Annotated in this window: 13 protein-coding genes; 9 read left to right on the forward strand and 4 right to left on the reverse strand. The window is 71.7% G+C overall.

The window, feature by feature from the left end:
* The first annotated feature begins 7 nt into the window (after nucleotides 1-7).
* From fxsBH to fxsT, 3 genes are all read left to right on the forward strand, one after another.
* The gene (fxsBH, locus tag ACGFZA_RS25070; RefSeq protein ID WP_393682022.1) at nucleotides 8-2,254 is read left to right on the forward strand and encodes a radical SAM/SPASM protein FxsBH, inactivated beta-hydroxylase extension form; all 2,247 of its coding nucleotides are present in this window, start codon (nucleotides 8-10) and stop codon (nucleotides 2,252-2,254) included.
* 212 nt (nucleotides 2,255-2,466) lie between these two features.
* Nucleotides 2,467-3,822 (forward strand): FxsC protein, encoded by a 1,356-nt coding sequence (fsxC, locus tag ACGFZA_RS25075; protein WP_385287275.1) that lies wholly within the window; start codon nucleotides 2,467-2,469, stop codon nucleotides 3,820-3,822.
* Nucleotides 3,806-7,741 (forward strand): FxSxx-COOH system tetratricopeptide repeat protein, encoded by a 3,936-nt coding sequence (gene fxsT, locus ACGFZA_RS25080; RefSeq protein WP_385287240.1) that lies wholly within the window; start codon nucleotides 3,806-3,808, stop codon nucleotides 7,739-7,741. Before fsxC ends, fxsT begins: the two co-directional genes overlap by 17 nt.
* 53 nt (nucleotides 7,742-7,794) lie before the next feature.
* Here fxsT and ACGFZA_RS25085 read toward each other — a convergent pair whose 3' ends face one another.
* Entirely contained in the window at nucleotides 7,795-8,670 is an 876-nt protein-coding gene (locus ACGFZA_RS25085; RefSeq protein ID WP_385287242.1) for an alpha/beta fold hydrolase, read from the reverse strand.
* 419 nt (nucleotides 8,671-9,089) lie between these two features.
* Between ACGFZA_RS25085 and ACGFZA_RS25090 the strand changes: the two genes are divergently transcribed.
* Entirely contained in the window at nucleotides 9,090-10,175 is a 1,086-nt protein-coding gene (locus ACGFZA_RS25090; protein ID WP_385287243.1) for a S1 family peptidase, read from the forward strand.
* A gap of 296 nt (nucleotides 10,176-10,471) precedes the next feature.
* A complete protein-coding gene (locus ACGFZA_RS25095) occupies nucleotides 10,472-11,782 on the forward strand; it encodes a serine hydrolase domain-containing protein (protein ID WP_393682026.1) in 1,311 nt (436 codons plus the stop codon).
* A 93-nt stretch (nucleotides 11,783-11,875) separates the two neighbouring features.
* Here the strand turns inward: ACGFZA_RS25095 and ACGFZA_RS25100 are convergent, their stop codons facing one another.
* Together ACGFZA_RS25100 and ACGFZA_RS25105 are read right to left on the reverse strand one after the other, a co-directional pair.
* The gene (locus ACGFZA_RS25100; protein WP_385287247.1) at nucleotides 11,876-12,373 is read right to left on the reverse strand and encodes a phospholipase; all 498 of its coding nucleotides are present in this window, start codon (nucleotides 12,371-12,373) and stop codon (nucleotides 11,876-11,878) included.
* Between the two features lie 302 nt (nucleotides 12,374-12,675).
* A complete protein-coding gene (locus tag ACGFZA_RS25105; RefSeq protein WP_385287249.1) occupies nucleotides 12,676-13,728 on the reverse strand; it encodes a DUF3533 domain-containing protein in 1,053 nt (350 codons plus the stop codon).
* Between the two features lie 165 nt (nucleotides 13,729-13,893).
* On the opposite strand from ACGFZA_RS25105, the gene ACGFZA_RS25110 reads away from it, so the two are divergent.
* From ACGFZA_RS25110 to ACGFZA_RS25120, 3 genes are all read left to right on the forward strand, one after another.
* Nucleotides 13,894-17,397, forward strand: a complete 3,504-nt coding sequence (locus ACGFZA_RS25110) for a DNA polymerase III subunit alpha (protein WP_393682029.1) — start codon at nucleotides 13,894-13,896, stop codon at nucleotides 17,395-17,397.
* Nucleotides 17,398-17,411: 14 nt separating this feature from the next.
* Complete coding sequence (locus tag ACGFZA_RS25115) at nucleotides 17,412-18,410, forward strand: hypothetical protein (RefSeq protein WP_385287252.1); 999 nt, start codon at nucleotides 17,412-17,414, stop codon at nucleotides 18,408-18,410.
* Nucleotides 18,411-18,598: 188 nt separating this feature from the next.
* Entirely contained in the window at nucleotides 18,599-19,492 is an 894-nt protein-coding gene (locus tag ACGFZA_RS25120) for an esterase/lipase family protein (RefSeq protein ID WP_385287253.1), read from the forward strand.
* A 25-nt stretch (nucleotides 19,493-19,517) separates the two neighbouring features.
* Here ACGFZA_RS25120 and ACGFZA_RS25125 read toward each other — a convergent pair whose 3' ends face one another.
* Complete coding sequence (locus ACGFZA_RS25125) at nucleotides 19,518-20,543, reverse strand: lytic polysaccharide monooxygenase (RefSeq protein WP_393682032.1); 1,026 nt, start codon at nucleotides 20,541-20,543, stop codon at nucleotides 19,518-19,520.
* A 227-nt stretch (nucleotides 20,544-20,770) separates the two neighbouring features.
* Here ACGFZA_RS25125 and ACGFZA_RS25130 point away from each other — a divergent pair, with 227 nt between their 5' ends.
* Entirely contained in the window at nucleotides 20,771-22,318 is a 1,548-nt protein-coding gene (locus ACGFZA_RS25130) for a trifunctional class I SAM-dependent methyltransferase/NUDIX hydrolase/VOC family protein (protein ID WP_385287256.1), read from the forward strand.
* Nucleotides 22,319-22,386: the final 68 nt, after the last annotated feature.

Below are 22,386 nucleotides of genomic sequence, written 5' to 3' on the forward strand. Positions count from 1 at the left end.
TGGTGGAATGACAGGACCCCTGGTCCCTTTCCGTGAAGTAGTCCTCAAGGTTCACAGCAGGTGCGATCTTGCCTGTGACCATTGCTATGTCTACGAACATGCCGATCAGAGCTGGCGAACCCGTCCGAAAACAATCTCTGACGAAGTCATCTTCCGGACTGCTCAGCGCCTGGCTGAGCATGCCAAGACACACGCACTGCCCTCCGTGTCAGTAATCCTGCACGGAGGGGAGCCTCTGCTGGCGGGTCCCGCCCGGCTGCGGCGCATCTGCGAAGAGCTCACCTCCGCCTTCGACGGCATCGCCGCCCTGGATCTGCGGATCCACACCAACGGCCTGCAGCTCAGCCCGCGCTATCTCGACCTCTTCAGCGAGTACGACGTCAAGGTGGGCATCTCCCTCGACGGCGACCGGGCGGCCAACGACCGGCACCGCCGTTTCGCCGACGGGCGCAGCAGTCACCCCTTGGTGCTCAAGGCCGTCGAGCTGCTCCGGCAGGAGCGTTACCGCCATCTCAACCTCGGTCTCCTGTGCACCATCGACATCGAGAACGACCCGGTCGCGGTCCTCGACGCACTCACGGAGCTCGAACCGCCGCTCATCGACTTCCTGCTGCCCCACGCCACCTGGGACGACCCGCCGCCGCGGCCGGACGGATCGCCCACCGCCTACGCCGACTGGCTCCTCGCGGTCTTCGACCGCTGGCAGGAGCAGGGGCGTCCGGTGCCGGTGCGGATCTTCTCCTCGGTCGCCTCCACGCTCAACGGCGGCCCCAGCCTCACCGAGTCGCTGGGCCTCGCGCCGACCGACCTCGTCGTCGTGGAGACCGACGGCCGGCTGGAGCAGGTCGATTCGCTGAAGAGTGCGTACGAGGGCGCTGCGGACACCGGATTCGACGTCTTCGCGCACGCCTTCGACGAGGTCGCGGCGCATCCCGGGGTGCGGGCCAGGCAGCTCGGCCTGGCGGGCGTCAGCGAGACGTGCCGCCGCTGCCCCGTCGTACGTTCGTGCGGGGGAGGTCTGTACACCCACCGCTACCGTTCCGCCGGCGACGGCGAAGGATTCGACAACCCGTCCGTGTACTGCCACGACCTCGCCGCCCTGGTGCGTGGCATCGAGGCGCGTACGCCCGCGGACACCGTGGCGCCCGCGGTGGCCGATCCGGCCGAACTGCTCGCGGCCCAGGAGGACCTCACCCGCACCCTGCTGGCCCGGCTGCACGCGGACCTGGACGGCAGGGGCGGCGAGCGGTGGGCGGCGGCGTGGGAGCTGGCGGCCGTGCTGGAGGGCTCGGAGGAAGGGGCCCGGGGGCTGGACGGCGTACTGGCCCATCCGTACACACGTACCTGGCTGCTCGACGCGCTGGACGCCCTGCACGAGGAGCGGACGGAAGCGCCCTCCGCAGCCGCGGACGGCCTGCAGACCCTTCTCGCCGCGGCCGCCGTTCGGGCCGGCCTCGATCTGCCGGTGCCGGCGCCCTACCGGGACGGCGGGCTCGTCCTGCCCACCCTGGGCCGGCTGACGGTGGCCGGTCCGGGGGAGCGCGGCACCGTGCTGGTGCGCGCGGCCGGGGACGGGTTCCTGGCCGGCTCCGCCGGCGGAGCGGCGGAGCGGCGGATCAGGCGGTCCGCCGAGGCAGAGCCCGGCTGGCTGCCGGTGCGCGGGTTCGTCCTGCCGGGCGGCCCCTTCCCGGGCCAGGGCTTTGTGATCGACGACCTCGACCCGCACCGGGACTGCTTCGGCGCACCCGCGGCCCCCACGCTCGACGCGGCGGGGGCCGGCCGTCTGGGCGCCGCGCTCACCGAGGCCTGGGCGCTGATCGAGCAGCGGGCTCCCGCCTACGGCGCGGCGGCGACCGAAGTCCCGCTCACCTTCACTCCCCTCGCCGGCGTCGCGCCGGGGGAGCCCTCGGTGGGGCGGCACGGATACGGCGCACTCGGGATCGGGGCGGGCGGGAGCGCCGGAACGCTGGCGCTCGCGCTGCTGCGCGGAGTGCGGCGGGCGAGATTCCGGGCACTTGTGGACGTCGCGGATCTTTACGCGGCGGACGGCTCCTGGGAACATCGAATGCCCTGGCGGGAAGAATTCGTTCCGTTTTCCCGGCTGCTGGCCGACGTCTATGAACGGCTGGCGCTCGCGGCATTCGATTCCCGGTACCGGGACGGTGTGCCGCAGGCGCTCGACACGCTCGAAGGGGCGGCCGAACTCACCGTCGGTGGGAAACGACTGCTGGCTCTGATGCGAAAAGAATTCTGAATCCAGAATTCCGGTTCGATGGGGAGGGCGGTCGCGGACTCGGGAAACCGGGAGGAACGGCCGCAGACCGCATGTGCTCAGGAGTGTGATCGACAGGGGCTGGGAACAGATGACTGAAAAGCGGCGTTGATTGACCGAACGTCATGGGGGTGGAGCAAGGTCCGCTCCGGAATGATGAATTCGCTCGCATTCTCTTCACTCCTCGGGTGCGGGTGCTCACACAGGACGGGGGTCGTGTGCACGCGACGACGCAGCAGCGAGCGGCGGACCATCGGCCGTACTTCTTCTTGAGTTACGCCCACACACCGGGGTACGGCGGTGGCACGGACCCCGACATGTGGGTCGAGCGGCTCTTCCAGGATCTCTGTGGCCATGTGATGGCCATGACCGATCTGCCCGCGGGCGCCCCCGCGGGCTTCATCGACCGCGAGATACGCTCCGGCGAGGGCTGGTCGGAACGGCTCGGCGAGGTGCTGGCCACCTGCCGGGTGTTCGTACCGCTGTTCTCGCCGCGCTACTTCGCCAGCGAGATGTGCGGCAAGGAGTGGTACGCCTTCGCCCAGCGCGCCATCCACTACCGGGCCCGCTCCAACCAGCCCGCCGAAGCGATCGTCCCGGCGCTCTGGGTGCCGGTGCCGCCCAGCCAACTGCCCGGGCCGGCCGAGCGATTACAGTTCAACCACCGTGATTTCGGAGACCGTTACGTCAGCGACGGACTCTACGGACTGATCAAGCTCAAACTCTTCAACGAGGAGTACGAGCGGGCGGTGTACGAGCTCGCCAAACGCATCGTCAGTGTCGCCGACTCGGTACGGATCGGCACCGGCCGGCCGGTCGACTACCGGCTGGCCCCCAGCGCCTTCGGCTCGACGGGCAGCGTGGCCGGCGGCCCCCGCCCCATGCAGGTGACCATCGCGGCCGCCACCCGCCACGACCTGCCCGAGGGGCGCAACGCCGACTACTACGGCGACAACCCCCAGGACTGGAACCCCTACCACCCGGACGCCGCACGGCCCCTGGCCTATGTCGCCGAGGACCTGGTGCGCTCCCTCAACTACCAGGCCACCGTCACCTCCTTCGACGAGGAGGCCGGCCTCCCGGTCGGGAAGCAGCCCACCACACCGGAGATCCTCCTCGTCGACCGCTGGGCGCTCAGGGACGAGGAACGGTGCAGACGGCTCGCCGCCTTCGACGCGGAACACCGCCCCTGGGTCACGATGGTCGTGCCGTGGAACCGCGACGACCACGAGAGCAGAGCCGCGGAGGCCGAACTGACCGCCAGGCTCGAACAGACCATGCCGACCAAGATGCGCCAGGGGCGGGCCTACTGCCGGGCCGCGGCCAAGGGCGTACCGAGCATGGAGGCCTTCGGCCAGATCCTGCCGCAGGTGGTCGAGGTGGCCGCCCAGCAGTACCTGAGACACGCGGCCGTCTATCTGCCCGCCACCGGCGGCGGAGGACCCACTGAACGGACCCGCCTGATGGGACCGATGGCGCAGACCCAGTACATCCCCGGAACACATGACGCTTCGACGGATGCGGAGGACACGGATGACGGCCAGTCGTGACGGGCGCATCGTCACCTTCTACTCGTACAAGGGCGGTACCGGGCGCACCATGGCCCTGGCGAACACCGCCTGGATTCTCGCTGCCAACGGCAAGCGGGTACTGGCTGTCGACTGGGACCTGGAGGCGCCGGGACTCCACCGGTTCTTCCACCCGTTCCTCGACCCCTCGACCCTCGGCGCCACCACCGGTGTCATCGACCTGATCACCGAGTACGCCTGGGCCGCGACCAGCCCGGTGCAGCGGGCCGACGACTGGCACCGGGAGTACGCCCGGATCCAGCCGCACGCCGTCTCGCTCACCCCCGAGGCGCTCGGCTGGGAGTTCCCGCAGGGCGGCACGCTCGACTTCGTCTCCGCCGGACGGCAGAACCGCGAATACTCCGCGACCGTCTCCACGTTCGACTGGGACAACTTCTACGACCGGCTCGGCGGCGGCCACTTCTTCGACGCCCTGCGCGACGACATGAAGGCCAACTACGACTACATCCTCATCGACAGCCGCACCGGGCTCAGCGACATCGCCGACATCTGCACCGTCCACCTGCCCGACGTGCTCGTCGACTGCTTCACCCTCAGCGACCAGTCCATCGACGGCGCCGCCTCGGTCGCCCGGCAGATCTCCGAGCGGTACACCGGCCGTCCCATCTCCATCTTCCCCGTCCCGATGCGCATCGACGAGGGCGAGAAGGAGAAGGCCGACGCCGGCCGGGCCCTGGCCCGGCTGAAGTTCGACCGGCTGCCGCGCGACCTGTCGGGAGACGAACTCACCGCCTACTGGGGCGCGGTGGAGATCCCGTACCGCCCCTACTACGCGTACGAGGAGACGCTGGCCACCTTCGGGGACGAGACGGGGCTCACCAACTCCCTCCTCTCCGCCTTCGAACGGCTCACCTCCGTCATCACGGACCAGCAGATCACCTCGATGCCCCCGGTCGGGGAAGAGGTGCGGCTGCGCATCCGTGACGCGTTCACCCGGCGCAGGCCCGCGCTGCCCGCCGATCTCTTCCTCAGCTATGTGGCGGAGAACCGGATGTGGGCCGACTGGATCGAGTCCGTCCTCACCCGGGCCGGCTTCCGCGTCGTGCCCCGTGACGTGTCCGCCGAGCGGGGACCGCAGGACGCGGCCGCCGTCACCACGGAGAACGCCGTCCGCACCGTGGTGCTGCTCTCCAGCGCCTACCTCAAGTCGCAGCGTGCGGTGAGCCTCTGGGACCGGGCCGTCGCCGAGGACCCGGGCGGCGGACGGCGTCATCTGCTGCCGCTCAGGGTCGGCGACGTGCGGCTGTCCGCGCCCTACATCGACCGCAACCCCGTCGACCTGTTCCGGCTCGACGAGGTGCACGCCACCGCCGCCCTGTTACGCGCCCTGGACCGGCCCGTACAGCTCACCGACGCGGTCTCGCCGGGGCCGCGCTTCCCCGGCACCGTCCCCCGGATCTGGAACGCACCGCCGCGCAACCCCGGCTTCACCGGCCGCTCCCTGGTCCTGGAGCGGATGCGCGACCAGCTCGGCGGCGGCATGGCCGTCGTACTGCCGCAGCCGCAGACCCTGTACGGACTCGGCGGCGTCGGCAAGACGCAGGTCGCCCTGGAGTACGTGCACCGGTTCATGGCCGACTACGACCTGGTCTGGTGGATATCGTCCGAGCAGACCGACGACGTCGTCGCCGGTCTCGCCGAACTCGCCGTCCGGCTCGGAGCCCAGGGCGGCGACGACATGGCGGCCGCCTCCCAGGAGGCCGTCGACCTGCTGCGCAGGGGTGTGCCCTCGGACCGCTGGCTGCTGGTCTTCGACAACGCCGACGACCCCGAACGGCTGAGGCGCTACTTCCCGCAGGGCGGCTCGGGCCACATCCTGGTCACCTCCCGCAACCAGGCCTGGTCCCAGCACGGCGACGCGCTGCCCGTCGACGTCTTCCTGCGCGAGGAGTCCATCGAGCACCTCCAGCGCCGGGCGCCGGGGCTGAGCGACGAGGACGCCGCCCAGGTGGCCACCGCGGTGGGCGACCTGCCGCTCGCCGTCGAACAGGCGGCGGCGTGGATCGCGGAGACCGCCACCCCGATCGACACCTATCTGGAACAGCTGGCCCAGCAGGCCCCGGAGGTCCTGGCGCTCAACCAGCCGGCCGGATACCCCGAGCCGGTCGCCGCGACCTGGAACATCTCCATCCAGCGGCTCAAGGAGCGCTCGCCCGCCGCGGTGCGCCTCCTCCAGCTCTGCGCCTTCTTCGCCCCCGAGCCGATCTCGGGGAACCTGCTGTACAGCAAGGAGATGATCGAGGCGCTGAAGCCGTACGACGCCTCGCTCCAGGAGAAACTGGTGCTGGGCCGCGTCATCCGGGAGATCGGCCGGTTCGCCCTCGCCAAGGTCGACCAGGTCTCCAACTCCATCCAGGTGCACCGGCTCGTCCAGGCCGTCATCCGGGCCCAGCTCACCGAGGAGGAGCAGCGGGACGCCCGGCACGCGGTCCACCGCATCCTGGCGGGTGCCCGTCCCGATGACGACGAGCCGATCGACAACCCGGCCAACTGGCCTCAGTTCTCCTCGATATGGCCGCACCTCGGCCCGTCCGACGCCCGCAACTGCAAGGAGCCCGAGGCGCGCAGGCTCCTGATCGACCGGGTGCGCTACCTGTGGAAGCGCGGTGACTTCAGGACGGCCACCACGCTCTGCGAGGAGCTGCGCGAGATCTGGCGCGGGACGCTGGGGGAGCGGGACATCCAGTACCTCTACCTCTGCTTCCATCTGTCCAACATCTACCGTTCGCGCGGCCGTTACGTGGAGGCGATGGAGCTCGACGAGATCACCCTGGCGACGCAGCGGGAGGTGCTGGGCCCGGAGCATCCGCACACGTACATGAGCACCAGCAGCCTGGCCACCGACCTCGGCACGCTCGGCGAGTACACCAGGGCGATCGAGCTGGCGACCGAGGCCACCGACGGGTTCAACCAGATCTTCCACGACTCGCACCCCAGGGCCCTGGCCGCGGCCAACAACCTGGCCTTCACCCTGCGGTCCATCGGTCAGTACGCCAGGGCCCGCGAGATCGACCAGGACGTCTTCGACCGGCGCCGCGAGGTGCTCGGCGAGGAGCACCCGTACAGCCTCTCCTCGGCCATGAACCTGGCGCGTGACCTGCGGGACGTCGGCCGGTACGAGGACTCGGTCGGCATCCTCAGCCGTACGTACGACAGCTACAAGGCCACGCTCGGCCGGTCCTTCCCCGGCACGCTCAGCGCGGCCAAGAGCCTCGCGGTCTCGCTGCGCCGGGCGGGGAGGCTGGAGGACGCCCGCCGGCTCACGGTGGCGACCCGGGCCCGGTACCGGGCCAAGTACACCTCCGCCAACCCGGAGTCGCTGGCCTGCGATCTCAATCTGGCGGCCGACCTGTTCGCGGGCGGTGAGGCGGTCGAGGCCCGGGACGCCGCGCAGGAGGTCGTCGACCAGTACGTGAAGGTGCCGGGGGAGAAGCACCCCTACACCCTGGCGGCCCTGAACAACCTGGGCGTCTATCTCTGGGGGACGGGCGCGGCCGAGGAGGCGGAGCAGGTGCTGACCCGGGTGGTCGCGCTGATGCGCGAGGTCTACGGGCGGAACCACCCCAACACGCTGTTCAGCGTGATGAACCTGGCCAACGCCACGGCGGAGCGGGGCGATCTCGACCTGGTGCTGAAGACCGAGCGGGAACTGGCCACGCAGTTCCGGGACGCGCTCGGCGCACACCACCCGGAGACGCTGGCCATGAAGTCGAACATGGCGGTCACGCTCGACTCGATGGGGCGCAAGGACGAGGCGCTCCAGGTCAGGATGGAGACGGTCGAGGAACTGACCCGGCAGCTCGGTGACGACCATCCGCTCACCCGGATCGCCCGGGACGAGCGCCGGTTCCAGCGCGAACTGGAACCGCAGGCGGTGTGAGGCACGGGACGGGGGGTGTCCGGCCGGCGCCGGACGCCCCCCGTCCCCGCCGCTCAGTCCTCGGAGGTGTCCAGCAGCCAGTTGAGGATGCGGGGGAGCGCGTGCAGCGCGTCGAAGTGCGCGGCAGCCGGTTCCACCACGACGGTGGCGCCGGGGATGCGGCTCGCCAGCCAGCGGGTGTGCCCGACCGGTGAGAACACGTCCTTCTCACCGTGCCACAGCAGCACCGGACCGGTGATGTCGGCCGGATCGAAGCCCCACGGATGGCTGAACGCGAGCGCGTCGTCGATCCAGCCGTATGCCGAAGTGCGCAACCCCTCGCGGTAGTTGCGCAACAGCATGGTGCGGACGCCGACGTCGTTGACCACCATCCGGTCGGAGTCGGTCAGCTCCCGGCGCAGGTCGTCGATCAGGCGCACCGGGTTCTTCCGGATCACCGCGGACCGCGAGATGAACGACTGCGCGAGCCCGTCCGGATCGGATCTCGCCGTGGTGTACGCCAGTACGTTGGAGGGGGCCATCCCCTCGAACCAGTCGAGCCCCTCGGCGTCCCGGGGGGCCAGCCCGACCAGCGCCGCTGTACGGGTGACCCGCTCGGGCAGCAGAGCGGCGCAGGCCAGGGCGTGCGACGCGCCCCCGGACCGGCCCACCACGGCGAACCGGTCGAGCCCGATGTGGTCCGCGATGGCCCGTACGTCCTGCACGGCGTCCGCGACGCTTCTGCCCGGCAGCCGGTCTGAGTCGCCGTATCCCGGCCTGTCGTAGGTGATCAGCTGTGTCTTGCGCTGGTACAGCACCATGCCCCGCGGCGCCGGTCCGAGCCTGCTGCCGGGCATCCCGTGCAGCAGGAAGACCGGTCTGCCGCGAGGATCCCCCAGACGCTCCACCACCAGTTGCCGCCCGTCGGCCGCGCGCACCCGACTGCGCACTCCGTGCCTCCTCGCGATTCCTGCGGACACGACGTGTCCGGCTTTCCCCGCACCATCCGATGATGACCCATCAGAGCCGTTACGGGGATGGCGCGTGGGCAGAATCTGGGAGGCTCCGGGGTGGCGGACGGCTGCCGGCGGCCCGGGGATGCGCCGGGAACCGGAGCCGCGGGGGCGCATACAGGACAGGACCAGACCTCACCCCCTGCCGACCGGGCGGTTGCACCGGGTGTTCGCATAAGGGACCGACATGGCCTGACCCCCGGTAAGTGAACGTGACACGACCGAACCGGTGGTGTCGTGTGTGCGTCCTGAAGTCGGCCTTGTGTGCTATCGGGGCGGTCGGAATAGTGGGCGCCCCATCCTCCGCGTACGGGCGACCCCACATCACCTGTGCGCGGCCCCACAGGAGGTCGAAGTTGAAGCATCGACGCATGTCCAGGAAGCGTGCAGTGCTGGCCGGTTCGGCTGTGGTCGCCCTGGTGGCAGCAGGAGTGACGTTCCAGAGTGCGAACGCCAGTGACGAGGTACCGCAGTTCACCGCCCGGACGCTCGACGCGGTAGCGGCCGGAAAGCTCGCCACCGGTCTGGGCAAGGACCTGGGCGCCGACGCGGCCGGCGCGTACTACGACGCCTCCGCCAGGAACCTCGTGATGAACGTGGTCGACGAGGCCGCCGCCGAGCGGGTCCGGCAGGCGGGCGGCAAGGCCAGAGTCGTGCAGAACTCGCTCGCCGAGCTGAAGTCGGCCCGGCAGACCCTGACCGGCAAGGCCACGATCCCCGGCACCTCATGGGCCGTCGACCCGGTCGGCAACAAGGTGGTCGTCACCGCCGACCGCACGGTCAAGGGGGATGCCTGGCAGCGGCTCAGCTCGGTGGTCGAGAGCCTGGGCGGAAAGGCCGAGCTCAAACGGTCCGCCGGGGAGTTCACACCGTTCATCGCGGGCGGCGACGCGATCTGGGGCAACGGCGGGCGCTGCTCGCTCGGCTTCAACGTGGTCAAGGACGGCGAACCGTACTTCCTGACCGCCGGGCACTGCACCGAGGCGATCTCCAGCTGGTCGGACTCCCAGGGCGGCGCGGAGATCGGTACGAACGCGGGCTCGTCGTTCCCCGACAACGACTACGGCCTGGTGAAGTACACCTCCGACACCGCGCACCCCAGCGAGGTCGACCTCTACAACGGCTCCACCCAGCCGATCACCAAGGCGGGCGAGGCGACCGTCGGGATGACGGTGTCGCGCAGCGGCTCCACCACGCAGGTGCACGACGGCGAGGTGACCGGGCTGGACGCCACGGTCAACTACGGCAACGGCGACATCGTCAACGGGCTGATCCAGACCACGGTCTGCGCCGAGCCCGGCGACAGCGGCGGCTCGCTCTTCGCCGGCGACACGGCGATCGGCCTGACCTCGGGCGGCAGCGGCGACTGCTCCTCGGGCGGTGAGACGTTCTTCCAGCCGGTGCCGGAGGCGCTGGCCGCGTTCGGGGCGGAGATCGGCTGACGGATCGCGTGCGGTGACGCAGGGCCCCCGGCTGTGCCGGGGGCCCTTTCCGCGAGGCACCCCGCACGGCGGACGCCGTGCGGGCGGTCGCACCCTGTTCCGCGTGCGTGGTCCGTCACCGGCGCACGTCCACAACTCGGTCGCACCGCGCGGCACGGATCTGTTAGAAAGCCAGGATGTCTTCTCGGCGCCCCTTGCTTCCACGTTCGGCACCGGCTGTCTCCGGTATATCGTCCCGTTCGATCGCCCTGCTGCTGGACCGGCTCGAAGCGCGATCCGGCGAGTGCCACTCGATCATGATCGTGCACCGGGGGCACGTCGTCGCCGAAGGCTGGTGGGCGCCGTACTCGGCCGACCGCCCGCACCTCCTCTACTCGCTGACCAAGTCGTTCACGTCGATAGCCGTGGGGCTCGCGATCGGCGACGGGCTGCTCTCGTTGAACGACCGTGTGGTGGACGTGCTGCCCGACCACGTCCCGGCCGGCATCTCGGAGCAGGGAAGCCGCATCACCGTTCACCACCTGCTGTCCATGACGGCCGGGCATCCCGCGGACAGCCTCGACGAGGCATGGGAACGGGAGCCCGGCGACTTGGTGAAGGGGTTCCTGCGCCTGCCGTTCACGGCGGCCGAGGGGACGCGGCACGCATACGACAACTCGACCACGTTCATCCTGGCCAGGATGGTGGAGCGGGTCACGGGCCGCGGCGGCCTTCCGGAGTTCCTCGACGAACGGCTCTTCAAGCCGATGGGTGTCGATCACGCCGAGTGGGACCGGGTGGCAAGCGGTGCCGCCTTCGGATTCCACGGCCTGCACCTGACGACCGAGGCCGTCGCCGCGTTCGGTGAACTCCTGCTGCGCGGAGGCCTCTGGGGTGACCAGCGGCTGGTCCCGGGCGATTGGGTGGAGGCCGCGACCGGCCGGCACATCGACAGCCTGCCGTTCGAGGACGGATCGCAGGGGGACGACTTCACCCTCGGTTACGGCTACCAGTTCTGGATGTCGCGTCACGGGTATCACGGCCACGGTGCCTTCGGACAGCAGTGTGTGGTGGTCCCGTCGCACGACCTCGTGGTCGCCGTGACCGCCCAGGGCGAGTCCCAGCACGTGCTCGACGCGATGTGGGAGTGTCTGCTGCCCGGCGTGGGCCACCGGGGGAGCGACCGGGAGGACGAGCTCCTCGCCGAGCGGCTGCGCCGTCTGTCGCTGCCGCCGGTGCCGGGATCGGCCGGTCCGCGGCGTACGGCCGGCGCGAGACTCGACGCCTCGGCCGAGGGGTCTGCTCTGCCCGACGGCACGACCGTGACCGTCGATCCCGCCGACGGCGGATGGCTGGTGCGGTTCGGGTCGCTCTTCGATATCGAGGTGGGCCACGGGACATGGCGGGAGAGCTCCCCGCTCGGCCGGCCCGTCGTCGCGGCCGGAGCCTGGCAGGGCGGCACGTTCGTAGCCGATCTCTACGTCATCACCACCCCGCACCGCGTTCGGCTGGTCCTCGACGCCGACGCCGGGACTGGCACGGCGTTGTGGAGCACCCTGCCTCTCACCGGCCCCGACCTGCAACTGCATGTGCGGTCGCCCCTGATGACACGGCCCGACGTCGCGTAGGACGAGGTGACGGCCCGGCAGGGAGGGGCTCCGGGAGAAGAGGGAAGCCCGGACCGCGAGCGGACCGGCCCGGGCCTCCGGGCAGGGGACAGGTCAGGCGGACCGGGCCGTTCTGCCGGCGCCCGCGTCCGCCGGGGCGACGCCGAAGATGTCGACCGCGTGGTAGTACGTCCAGGCCGTGGCGTTGCACGAGGTCAGCGTGGCCCCGGAGTAGGCCGCACACACCCGCTTGAGGTCCGCGTACAGGGCGGAGTCCAGACGGGCCTTGTTGGCGGAGAACGTGCCGGCGGCCTTGTAGTTGCGGTAGCCGAAGTCGTGGCGGGCGCAGGCGGTCTGGAACGGGAAGCCGAACGGGTTGTCGGGCGACGTGCTGCAGTAGTCCGTGGACCAGTCGAAGCCGTACGCGGCCCATGCCCCCTGGTTGCCGCGGGCGGCCTTCCAGGCGTTGTAGCTGGAGGCGCTCGTCTGGGTCCAGGAGCTCAGGACCTGGGGCTTGTCCGCGGGGGCGGCGGAAGCGGACGTGGCGGGCAGCAGGGCGAGCGGGAGTGACAGGACGACGGTGCTGAGCAGTGTGGCGACGCGGCGGCGCATGGCAATCTCCGTGGGGTGAGGAGGTGTTGGGGCGGTCGTGCACCTCATCGGGGTTCATGAGGTGGCCCCAAGAATGCCGCCATGCACCTGTCATTACTAGCCGTTGCGTCCACTGGACGCCGGGAATTGGCGTGGTGGCCCGGTGGTGGTCACGGGGACGCCGCTGCCGCCCCCGCTCATGGCGGGGACGGCAGCGGGAGAGGGCGGATCGGGCCCGGAGGGGAGGGGCCCCGGGTGCTGATGGGGTCGATGTACATCGGCCTGGAGGCCGCCCTCCGCCGTGGGGACAGTCGGTCCCCCCGCTACGCCGGCGTCGACCCGCCGCCCGCCGGTCCGGCGAGCGGGGCGGCCGGCTCCGCCGTCTCCGGCTTCCTGCGCATCGCCATCAGCAGGGTGACGACCGTGCCCGCCACCGCCCACGCGGACAGCACCAGCAGCGGTCCGGTCACCGCGTTGCCCTTGAAGTACGCGATCGAGCGCGCCACCCAGGTCCCGGCTCCCGGCGGCAGTGCGGGGCCGATCGCCCGCCAGAAGTCCGGGAGCATCGGGAGCGGGAAGGCCCCGCCCGCGCTCGGGTTGCCCGCGATCACCACGATCAGGACGGCCAGGCCGATGCCGACGATGCCGGTGAGTGCCTCCAGGGCGAGGGTGATCATGCCGACCGCGAAGACGGTCAGCGCACCCAGGCCCGACAGCCCCCAGAAGGATCCGGGGAGGGCTCCGAGGATCGGGCCGATGATGATCGCGCCGCCGATTCCGCCCGCGATCGAGTAGAGGGCCATGACTCCGGTCCGGATCACCGCGCGCTGACGGTTGGCGGGCCGGGTGCCGGCGCTGATCGCCAGGATCGAGGCGCAGAGGTATCCGCCCACGCACCAGCCGACGACCAGGTAGAAGGACGAGAGGCCGTCGAAGTCCTCGTCCGAGGCCGGGGCCACGTCCACGGAGCGCACCGTGCGCCGCTGGGTGAGCTCGACCTTCGTGATGATCTTCGTCAGGGAGTCGGCCAGGACGGTGCCGCCGCCGGAGGCGACCAGCACGGTGTCGGTCGTGCTTCTGGGGCTGACGATCAGGGCGCCGTCGATGTCGCGGTTCAGGATCTGCGTGCGCGCGGTGGCCGCGTCGGTGATCGCGCGGGGGTCGAGGGGGCCGCCGGGGAGGTTCTTCAGTTCGGTGACGAGCCGGGCGGACACCTGCTGGGGTGCGACGACGCCGAAGGGGACGTCCGTCGGCTTCGGCTTGTGGAGTGCTCCGACATAGGACGCGATGAACAGCAGTTGCAGTGCCAGTACGCCGATCACGAGCAGTGCGGCCCGTGGTGTGACGGCGCTCTTCACCTCGTCAGCGAAAGTCATGCCCCCACGCTCCGGGGTGCCCGTCGTCCACGCAGTCGGGGCCGGGCCGAATGGCTGAGGGGCGGGGAGGGTGGCCCCCGCACTGGATATCGTACGAATGTTCGAAACTTGGTCTATGGTGGAGAGCGAGGGGGTGGCGAGTACGGATCGGTTCAGGAGGTGCGGGTGCCCGGGTTCACGCATCTGCATACCGTTTCCGGGTTCTCCCTGCGGTACGGGGCCTCGCACCCGGAGCGGCTGGCGGAGCGTGCCGCGGAGCGCGGGATGGACGCCCTCGCGCTGACCGACCGCGACACCCTGGCGGGTACGGTCCGGTTCGCCAAGGCCTGCGAGCGGGCGGAGGTGCGGCCGCTCTTCGGAGTGGAGCTCGCCGTGGCCCCCGTCGTGCGCGCGGAGGGCGACGGACGTACGTACCGGCTGCGGGCCCCGGCCCGGGGCGGTGTCTTTGTCGATGAATCCGCACCCCGGGTCACCTTCCTCGCCCGCGACGGCGCCCGGGGCTGGGCCGAACTGTGCCGCCTCGTCACCGCCGCCCACGGAGCCGTGCCCGATGGCGGCCGGCCCCTGCTCGACCGCTCCGCGCTGCCCGCCGAAGGGCTCACCGTGCTGCTCGGGCCCGCCTCCGAGGTGGGCAGGGCGCTGACCGCGGGCCGCCCCGACCGGGCCGCCGCCCTGCTCGCCCCGTGGCGGGAGGTGTACGGCGACGACCTGCGGCTCGAAGCCGTCCACCACGGCCGCGACGGCACCGGACCCGGTTCGCTGCGGCTCGCCGCCCGTACCGTCGGCTTCGCCGCCGAGCAGGGGATACGGGCCGTGCTGACCAACGCCGTCCGGTACGCCGACGCGGGTCAGGGCCCGGTCGCCGACGTGCTCGACTCCGCCCGCAGGCTCGTCCCCGTCGACCCGCGCCGCGCCCCGCTCGACAGCGGTGAGCGCTGGCTCAAGGACGCCCGCGCGATGACGGAGACCGCCGAGCGGATCACCTCCGCCGCCGGGCTCGGCCCCGGCGCCGGGGCGCGGCTGCTCGCGGAGACCCGGCGCACCGCCGACGCCTGCGTGGTCGACCCCCGGGGTGACATCGGCCTCGGCTCCGTCCACTTCCCCGAGCCGCACCTCGTCGGCGCGGACCGCCGCACCGCCCAGCGGGTGCTGGCCTCGCGTGCCACCGCGGGCATGGTGCTGCGCGGCTACGACCGCAGGCGCGAGTACTGGGACCGGATGCACCACGAGCTGGACATCATCGCCCACCACGGCTTCGCCTCGTACTTCCTGACCGTCGCCCAAGTGGTCGACGACGTGCGGGAGATGCGGGTTCGGGTGGCCGCACGCGGCTCCGGGGCCGGGTCCCTGGTCAACCACCTCCTCGGCATCGCCCACGCCGACCCGGTCGAGCACGGGCTGCTGATGGAGCGCTTCCTGTCCAAACGCCGCTTCGTGCTGCCCGACATCGACATCGACGTCGAGTCGGCCCGCCGCCTCGACGTCTACCGCGCGATCATCGGCCGCTTCGGCGCCGAGCGGGTCGCCACCGTCGCCATGCCCGAGACCTACCGGGTGCGCCACGCCATCCGCGACGTCGGCGCCGCGCTGTCGATGAACCCCGCCGAGACCGACCGGCTCGCCAAGGCATTCCCGCACATCCGGGCCCGCGACGCCCTCGCGGCGATGGAGGAACTGCCCGAGCTGCGTGAAGTGGCGAGGACGAAGGAGAGGTACGGGCGGCTGTGGGAGCTGGTGGAGGCGCTGGACGCCCTGCCGCGCGGCATCGCCATGCACCCGTGCGGAGTCCTCCTGTCCGACGCCTCGCTGCTGCGCCGCACCCCCGTCATGCCCACCAGCGGCGAGGGCTTCCCGATGGCGCAGTTCGACAAGGAGGACGTGGAGGACCTCGGGCTGCTCAAGCTCGACGTGCTCGGTGTGCGGATGCAGTCGGCGATGGCGCACGCGGTCGCGGAGGTGAAGCGGGCCTCGGGCCGGGAAGTGGACCTGGACGCGGTGGAGCCGGGTGACCCGGAGACGTACCGGCTGATCAGGACCGCCGAGACGCTGGGCTGTTTCCAGATCGAGTCGCCCGGCCAGCGCGATCTGGTCGGCAGGCTCCAGCCGGCGGACTTCCACGACCTGGTGGTCGACATCTCGCTGTTCCGGCCCGGTCCGGTCGCCGCCGACATGGTGCGCCCGTTCATCGAGGCCCGGCACGGCCGGGCGCCGGTCCGCTATCCGCACCCCGATCTGGAGGGGCCGCTGCGCGAGACGTACGGAGTGGTGGTCTTCCACGAGCAGATCATCGAAATGGTCGACATCATGACCGGCTGCGGCCGGGACGAGGCCGACCGGGTCCGGCGCGGGCTCTCGGACCCCGAGTCGCAGGGCAGGATCAGGGTCTGGTTCGCGCAGCACGCGGCAGTGCGCAAGTACAGCGCCGAAGTGATCGCCCGCGCCTGGGAGATCATCGAGGCGTTCGGCAGCTACGGCTTCTGCAAGGCGCACGCGGTGGCCTTCGCCGTGCCCACGTACCAGTCGGCCTGGCTGAAGGTGCATCACCCGGCGGCCTTCTACGCGGGGCTGCTCACCCATGACCCGGGGATGTACCCGAAGCGGCTGCTGCTCGCGGACGCGCGGCGGCGCGGGGTACCGGTGCTGCCGCTGGACGTGAACCGGTCGGCGGCCGCCCATCGAATCGAACTGGTGTCTGACGAGAAGGGGGGAGGGGAGTCCTGGGGGCTGCGGCTGGCGCTCTCCGACGTCCACGGGATCAGTGAGGCCGAGGTCGCGCGGATCGAGGCCGGGCAGCCCTACACCTCGCTGCTGGACTTCTGGCAGCGGGCCCGCCCGGGAAAGCCCGCCGCCGAACGGCTGGCCCAGGTGGGCGCGCTGGACGCGTTCGGCGCCAACCGCCGCGATCTGCTGCTGCACCTGTCCGAGCTCCACCGCGCCCAGCGCGGCGCGGGCTCCGGCGGCTCCGGCGCGCAGCTCCCGCTCGGCGGCGGGCACCGCACCGGCTCCATCGGGCTGCCCGACCTCAACGAGGCGGAACGGCTCAGCGCCGAACTGGGCGTGCTGAGCATGGACGTGTCGCGTCACCTGATGAGCGATCACCACGCCTTCCTGAAGGAGCTCGGCGCGGTCTCGGCCAAGCGGCTGCGCGAGGCGCGGCACGGGGACACCGTGCTGGTCGCGGGCGCCAAGGCGGCCACCCAGACCCCGCCGATCCGCTCCGGGCGCCGGGTGGTCTTCACCACCCTGGACGACGGTACGGGCCTGGTCGACCTGGCCTTCTTCGACGACAGCCACGCCGCCTGCGCGTACACCGTCTTCCACTCCTGGCTGCTGCTGGTGCGCGGGGTGGTGCAACGGCGCGGGCCGCGGAGCCTGAGCGTGGTCGGCGCGGCCGCCTGGAATCTGGCCGAGCTGGCCGAACTGCGGCGCACCGGCGGGCTCGACGCGGTCGCGGCCCGGCTGGCGGAGGTGCCTGTTCCGGAGGAGGAGGCCGCTCCGGGGAAGGAAGCCGCTCAGGAGAAGGAGGAGCCGTCCGCCGGCGACGACGGCCGCCGGATCCGGATGCCCACCGGTTACGAGATGAACCCCTGGTCCGACCTCCAGCCGCCGGGCGAGGGGGCGCCCACCGGAAGGAAGCTGTGGCACCAGAGCCCGGGAAGTGCGGGATGAGCGGGGTGAGTGGAATGAGCGAGCAGCCCGGAATTCTCTGCCTGCGGTTCCGCCGGGTCGGCGGCGGTCCCCCGGACGGCGCCGGTTACGCGGGGCTGCTCGCCCTGCTCGGCTCGTTCACCCCGGTCGTCGAGGCGGCGCCGCCCGACGGGGCGCTGGCCGATGTGCGGGGCGCGCTGCGCTACTTCGGACGGGACGTGACGGGCCTGGCCTCGGTGATCCGGGTCCGGGCGCTGGCCCTGCACGGAGCGGACTGCGCCATCGGGGCCGCCGAGAACCCGATGCTGGCCCGGATGGCGGCACGGCAGGCCGCGCCCGGGACGACCTTCGTGGTGCCCGCCGGCGGGGCCGCCGCCTTCCTCGCGGACCGGCCCGCCGCCGCACTGGACGGTGTCGGGGCGGCGACGGCGCGCACGCTGTGCGGATACGGGCTCGACTCCGTCGGCCGCATCGCGGCGGCCCCGCTCGGCACCCTCCAGCGGATCACCGGGGTGCGGACCGGGCGCGAGCTGTGGGAGCGGGCGCACGGCATCGACCGTACGGCGGTCGTGCCGAACGCCGCAGCGCGCTCGCTCGCCGCCGAACGGACCTTCCCGCGCGACGAACTGGACCGGGAGCGGCAGCGGCGCGCGCTCATGTCGCTCACCGAGGAACTGGGGGCGAGGATGCGTGGGGAGGGGCGGGTGTGCCGCTCGCTCGCGGTCTCCGTGCGCTATGCCGACCGGACCGGCTACTCGACGCTGACCCGCAGCCGTGCGCTCCGCGAGCCCACCGCGCACTCCGCGGAACTCACCGCGCTCGCCTACCGGATCCATGACTCGTTCGCCCTGCAGCGGGCTCGGGTGCGGGGGATCGCGCTGCGCGCCGAGGGGCTCGGCGACGCCGGGCGGGCCGCGCACCAGCTGACCTTCGACCCGGTCGACGAACGGGCTCGGCGGATCGAGGCGGTGGCGGACCGGCTGCGGGAGAAGTTCGGGCCGCAGGCCGTGATGCCGGGACGACTCGCGGCCTGACCTGCCCGTCGGGGACTGTCCTGAAGCCGCGGTTACCGCCGCGTCAGTTTTTACCGACGCGTAACTTCCCAGGCAACCTTACTCGTGCGTAAGTTGGCATGAGCACGTAGAACATCGTCAGAACTTGTGGTCCGGGCCGCAGGGTGCACAGACATCGCAACTCCCTTGAGCCGCAAGGAGACCACACGATGCTGCCCTGGACCCGTGCGTCGCGCACCCCACGTGCGCGGACAACCCTCGCCGCACTGCTCCTCGCCGTCGCCGCAGTCGCCACCCCCACGGCCACTGCCGCTGCAGCCACCCCCACCGCCGCCACGGCCACCTCCCGTGGCTGGAACGACTACTCCTGCAAACCCTCCGCAGCCCACCCCCGGCCCGTGGTGCTCGTCCACGGAACCTTCGGGAACTCGGTCGACAACTGGCTCGTACTCGCCCCCTACCTCGTCAACCGGGGCTACTGCGTCTACTCGCTCGACTACGGGCAGCTCCCCGGAGTGCCGCTCTTCAACGGCCTCGGCCCCATCGACAAGTCCGCCGGACAGCTCGCCGCCTTCGTCGACAAGGTGCTCGCCTCCACCGGGGCTCCCAAGGCCGACCTCGTCGGCCACTCCCAGGGCGGCATGATGCCGAACTACTACCTGAAGTTCCTCGGCGGAGCGGCCAAGGTCAACGCCCTGGTCGGGATCGCACCCGACAATCACGGCACCACCCTCCTCGGCCTGACCAAGCTGCTGCCGTACTTCCCCGGAGCCGAGGACCTGCTCAACGCCGCCACACCCGGACTCGCCGACCAGGTCGCCGGATCCCCCTTCGTCACCAAGCTCAACTCGGTGCCCGACACCGTGCCCGGGGTGCACTACACCGTCATCGCGACCAGGTACGACGAGGTCGTGACGCCGTACCGGACACAGTTCCTGGACGGGCCGGACGTACGCAACGTCCTGCTCCAGGACCTGTGCCCGGTCGACCTGTCCGAGCACGTGGCGATCGGGACGGTCGACCGGGTCGCCTACCACGAGGTGGCGAACGCCCTGGACCCGGCGCACTCCACCCCGACGACCTGCGCCTCGGTCATCGGGTAGCGCCCCGCCTTCGGACCGGGCCGGATCACAGTCCGCGCCGGGCCGCTCCCGCGGCCCGGCGGCGGACCGAGGCCAGCAGTGCGGCCGTGCCCAGCGCGATGGCGGCCGCACCACCCATGGCCCAGTAGCGTGTGGCGGCGTCGCCACCCGTCTCGGCGAGGCTGTCGGCGCCCGCGACGGGCGCGTCACCGGCCGCGCTGTCGGGTTCGGGGGCATGGGCCGGGGCGGTCGCCCCCGCGGCCTCGGTGACGGCCGCTCCCGTGCGGGCGTCGTCGTCACCGTGTCCGCCGTGTTCGACCGAGGACTTCCCGGCGCCCTCGGCGATCTCCCGCTCGGAGGGCGCGGACGCGGACGGAGCCGGCACGGCGGCGACCGAGCCGCTCGCGTCACTGCCGCTCGTGCCCGCGTTGCCGAAGACCACGTCCGAGCACGCGTAGAAGGCCTCCGGCGAATCCGAACGCTGCCAGACGGTGTAGATCAGCTGACGCCCGGAACGCGCGGGAACGGTGCCGTCGAAGACGTAGGAACCGTCCACCAGCTCCGGGTCGGTGGCCTCGGCGAACGGCTTCTCCTCCAGGTCCGACCACTTCAGCGGCTTCGCCGGGTCGTAGCCGGCGGTGGTGAGGTACAGCGCGAAGGACCCCTTGTGCGGGGCGGTGGCCCGGAAGCGGAACGTGTGCGTGCCCGCCTTCATGCCGGTGGCCGGCCAGTCGGCACGCGGCAGGTCGAGCCCCTTGAACTTGTCGTTGCCCGCGCTGCACAGCTTGCCGTCCGGGATCAGCCGACGGTGGTTTCCCGCCGCGTCGGCGATGTTGATGCCGTTCCAGTCGTACAGCGCCTGTGTGCCCCCGGCCGCGACCGCGGCCACGCACGCGGCGGACCGCGGGTGTTCGGGCCCCTCGGCGAAGCAGGCCGAGACCCGGCTGACCGGGTCCGTCAGCGAGCCGTGCGCCGAGGCCGGGACGGCGGCCAGGACGGTGAGTGCGAGCGGCGTCGCACCGAGCGCGGCGACGGCGGCGGCCCTGCGGCGGGCGGTGGTGATGGCGGGCATGGCGGGGTACTCCTTCAGCGGTCGGATCGGTGTGCGGTGCGTCCCGGGACCAGCAAGCTAGCCCGCGCCCGGCCCCGCGCAGGCTCGGCAGGACAGGCGGCGACGATCGTTATGACGGGCTTAAGGAGCCGCTCACGAACGCTTAAGAGCAGCCGCCGACGGGAGCGGGACCGGCCTTCCCCGAGGACACCGCCGCCGTTGTCAGTGGCAGCTGGCACCATCGGTGCATGACGACGATCGACTGGGATTCAGCCGCCGGTTCCTTCGACGAGGAGCCGGATCACGGTCTTCTCGATCCCGTGGTCCGGCACGCCTGGGCCCAGCGCCTGGAGAGCTGGCTGCCCCGGGAGCGTTCCGAAGTGCTCGACCTGGGGTGCGGCACCGGCAGTCTGGCGCTCGTCGTCGCCGGACAGGGCCACCGGGTCACCGCCGTGGACCGCTCGCCCCGCATGGTGGAGCAGGCGCGCGCCAAGCTGGCCGGCACGGGGACCGAGGTGCTGACGGGGGACGCGGCGTCACCTCCGGTCGGCGGCCGCCGGTTCGACGTGATCCTGGCCCGGCACGTGGTGTGGCTGCTCCCCGATCCGGCCGAGGTCCTGCGCCACTGGTTCGGCCTGCTGCGGCCCGGCGGCAGACTGGTCCTCGTCGAGGGCGTGTGGAACGGGGTCGGCCTGTCCGCCGTGCAACTCACGGCGCTGCTCGCCCCCTTCACCGAGCGCGTCCACCACGATCCGCTCTCCGCCGACCGCGACCTCTGGGGCAAGGAGGTCGACGACGAGCGCTACGCCCTGGTGGCGAGGGCCGAGCCCCCGCGCCGGCACACCGAGGTCGTCGATGTGCATCTGATCCTCCGCCGCGGCTCCGACGTCCTGCTCGCCCGGCGGGCCGGCACGGGGTACGCGGACGGGCTGCTGCACGCCCCGTCCGGACACGTGGAGGACGGGGAGGACGTCCGGGAGGCGGTGATCCGCGAGGCCGCCGAGGAGATCGGGGTGACGCTCGAACCGGAAGAGCTGCGCACCGCCCTGGTCATGCAGCACCGGGGGCCGGGCGGCCATCCCAGGACGGGCTGGTTCTTCGAGGCGGCGTACGACCCGCACCGGCCGCCGTACAACCGCGAACCGGACAAGTGCTCCGAGCTGGAGTGGTTCCCCCTGGACGCCCTGCCGGACGACATGGTCGCGTACTGCCGCGCAGGTCTCGACGGATACCGGGCCGGGGAACACTTCCTGATCCACTGGCACGAGGACGGCGACACCGTCGCGTTCGAACCACGGGGCGTGCGACGGGCCGTCCCGCTGCCGGCCGGCGGTGTCCGCACCGGGCGGCTGCACCACATCGAGCTGTGGGTGGCCGACCTGGCGGCAGCCGTGTCCGGCTGGGGCTGGCTCCTCGGTGAGCTGGGCCATGTCCCGTACCAGCAATGGGCGCACGGGCGCAGCTGGCGGCGGGGCGACAGCTACGTGGTGATCGAGCAGTCGCCCGACCTGGCACCCGGAGCGCACGAGCGACGCCGTCCGGGGCTCAACCACCTCGCGTTCCACGTCGAGGACCGGACCACCCTCGACGCGCTGGTGGCCCGGGCCCCGGAGCACGGCTGGCGGCTGCTCTTCGCGGACCGCCATCCGCACGCGGGCGGCGACGAGCACGTGGCCGCGTATCTGGAGGACGCGGCGGGGTACGAGGTGGAGCTGGTGGCCCGGGCCCCGCACACCCGCCCCGCGCCACCGGCTCCGGCACCGCACACCGATACATGGGCGCGGCGCCGGGACTGAGCGCCTGACACCGATACATGGGCGCGGCGCCGGGACTGAGCCCCGGTGCGTCCCGCGCGGCCCCCGGC

Origin of the sequence: Streptomyces sp. NPDC048211, from assembly GCF_043202315.1 — a bacterium.
GTDB lineage: Bacteria > Actinomycetota > Actinomycetes > Streptomycetales > Streptomycetaceae > Streptomyces.

Coding starts and splice junctions, on each gene's coding strand:
- fxsBH (WP_393682022.1), top strand. CDS start 8: ATGACAGGACCCCTGGTCCCTTTCCGTGAAGTAGTCCTCAAGGTTCAC.
- fxsT (WP_385287240.1), top strand. CDS start 3,806: ATGACGGCCAGTCGTGACGGGCGCATCGTCACCTTCTACTCGTACAAG.
- ACGFZA_RS25095 (WP_393682026.1), top strand. CDS start 10,472: ATGATCGTGCACCGGGGGCACGTCGTCGCCGAAGGCTGGTGGGCGCCG.
- ACGFZA_RS25100 (WP_385287247.1), bottom strand. CDS start 12,373: ATGCGCCGCCGCGTCGCCACACTGCTCAGCACCGTCGTCCTGTCACTC.
- ACGFZA_RS25105 (WP_385287249.1), bottom strand. CDS start 13,728: ATGACTTTCGCTGACGAGGTGAAGAGCGCCGTCACACCACGGGCCGCA.
- ACGFZA_RS25115 (WP_385287252.1), top strand. CDS start 17,412: ATGAGCGAGCAGCCCGGAATTCTCTGCCTGCGGTTCCGCCGGGTCGGC.
- ACGFZA_RS25120 (WP_385287253.1), top strand. CDS start 18,599: ATGCTGCCCTGGACCCGTGCGTCGCGCACCCCACGTGCGCGGACAACC.
- ACGFZA_RS25125 (WP_393682032.1), bottom strand. CDS start 20,543: ATGCCCGCCATCACCACCGCCCGCCGCAGGGCCGCCGCCGTCGCCGCG.
- ACGFZA_RS25130 (WP_385287256.1), top strand. CDS start 20,771: ATGACGACGATCGACTGGGATTCAGCCGCCGGTTCCTTCGACGAGGAG.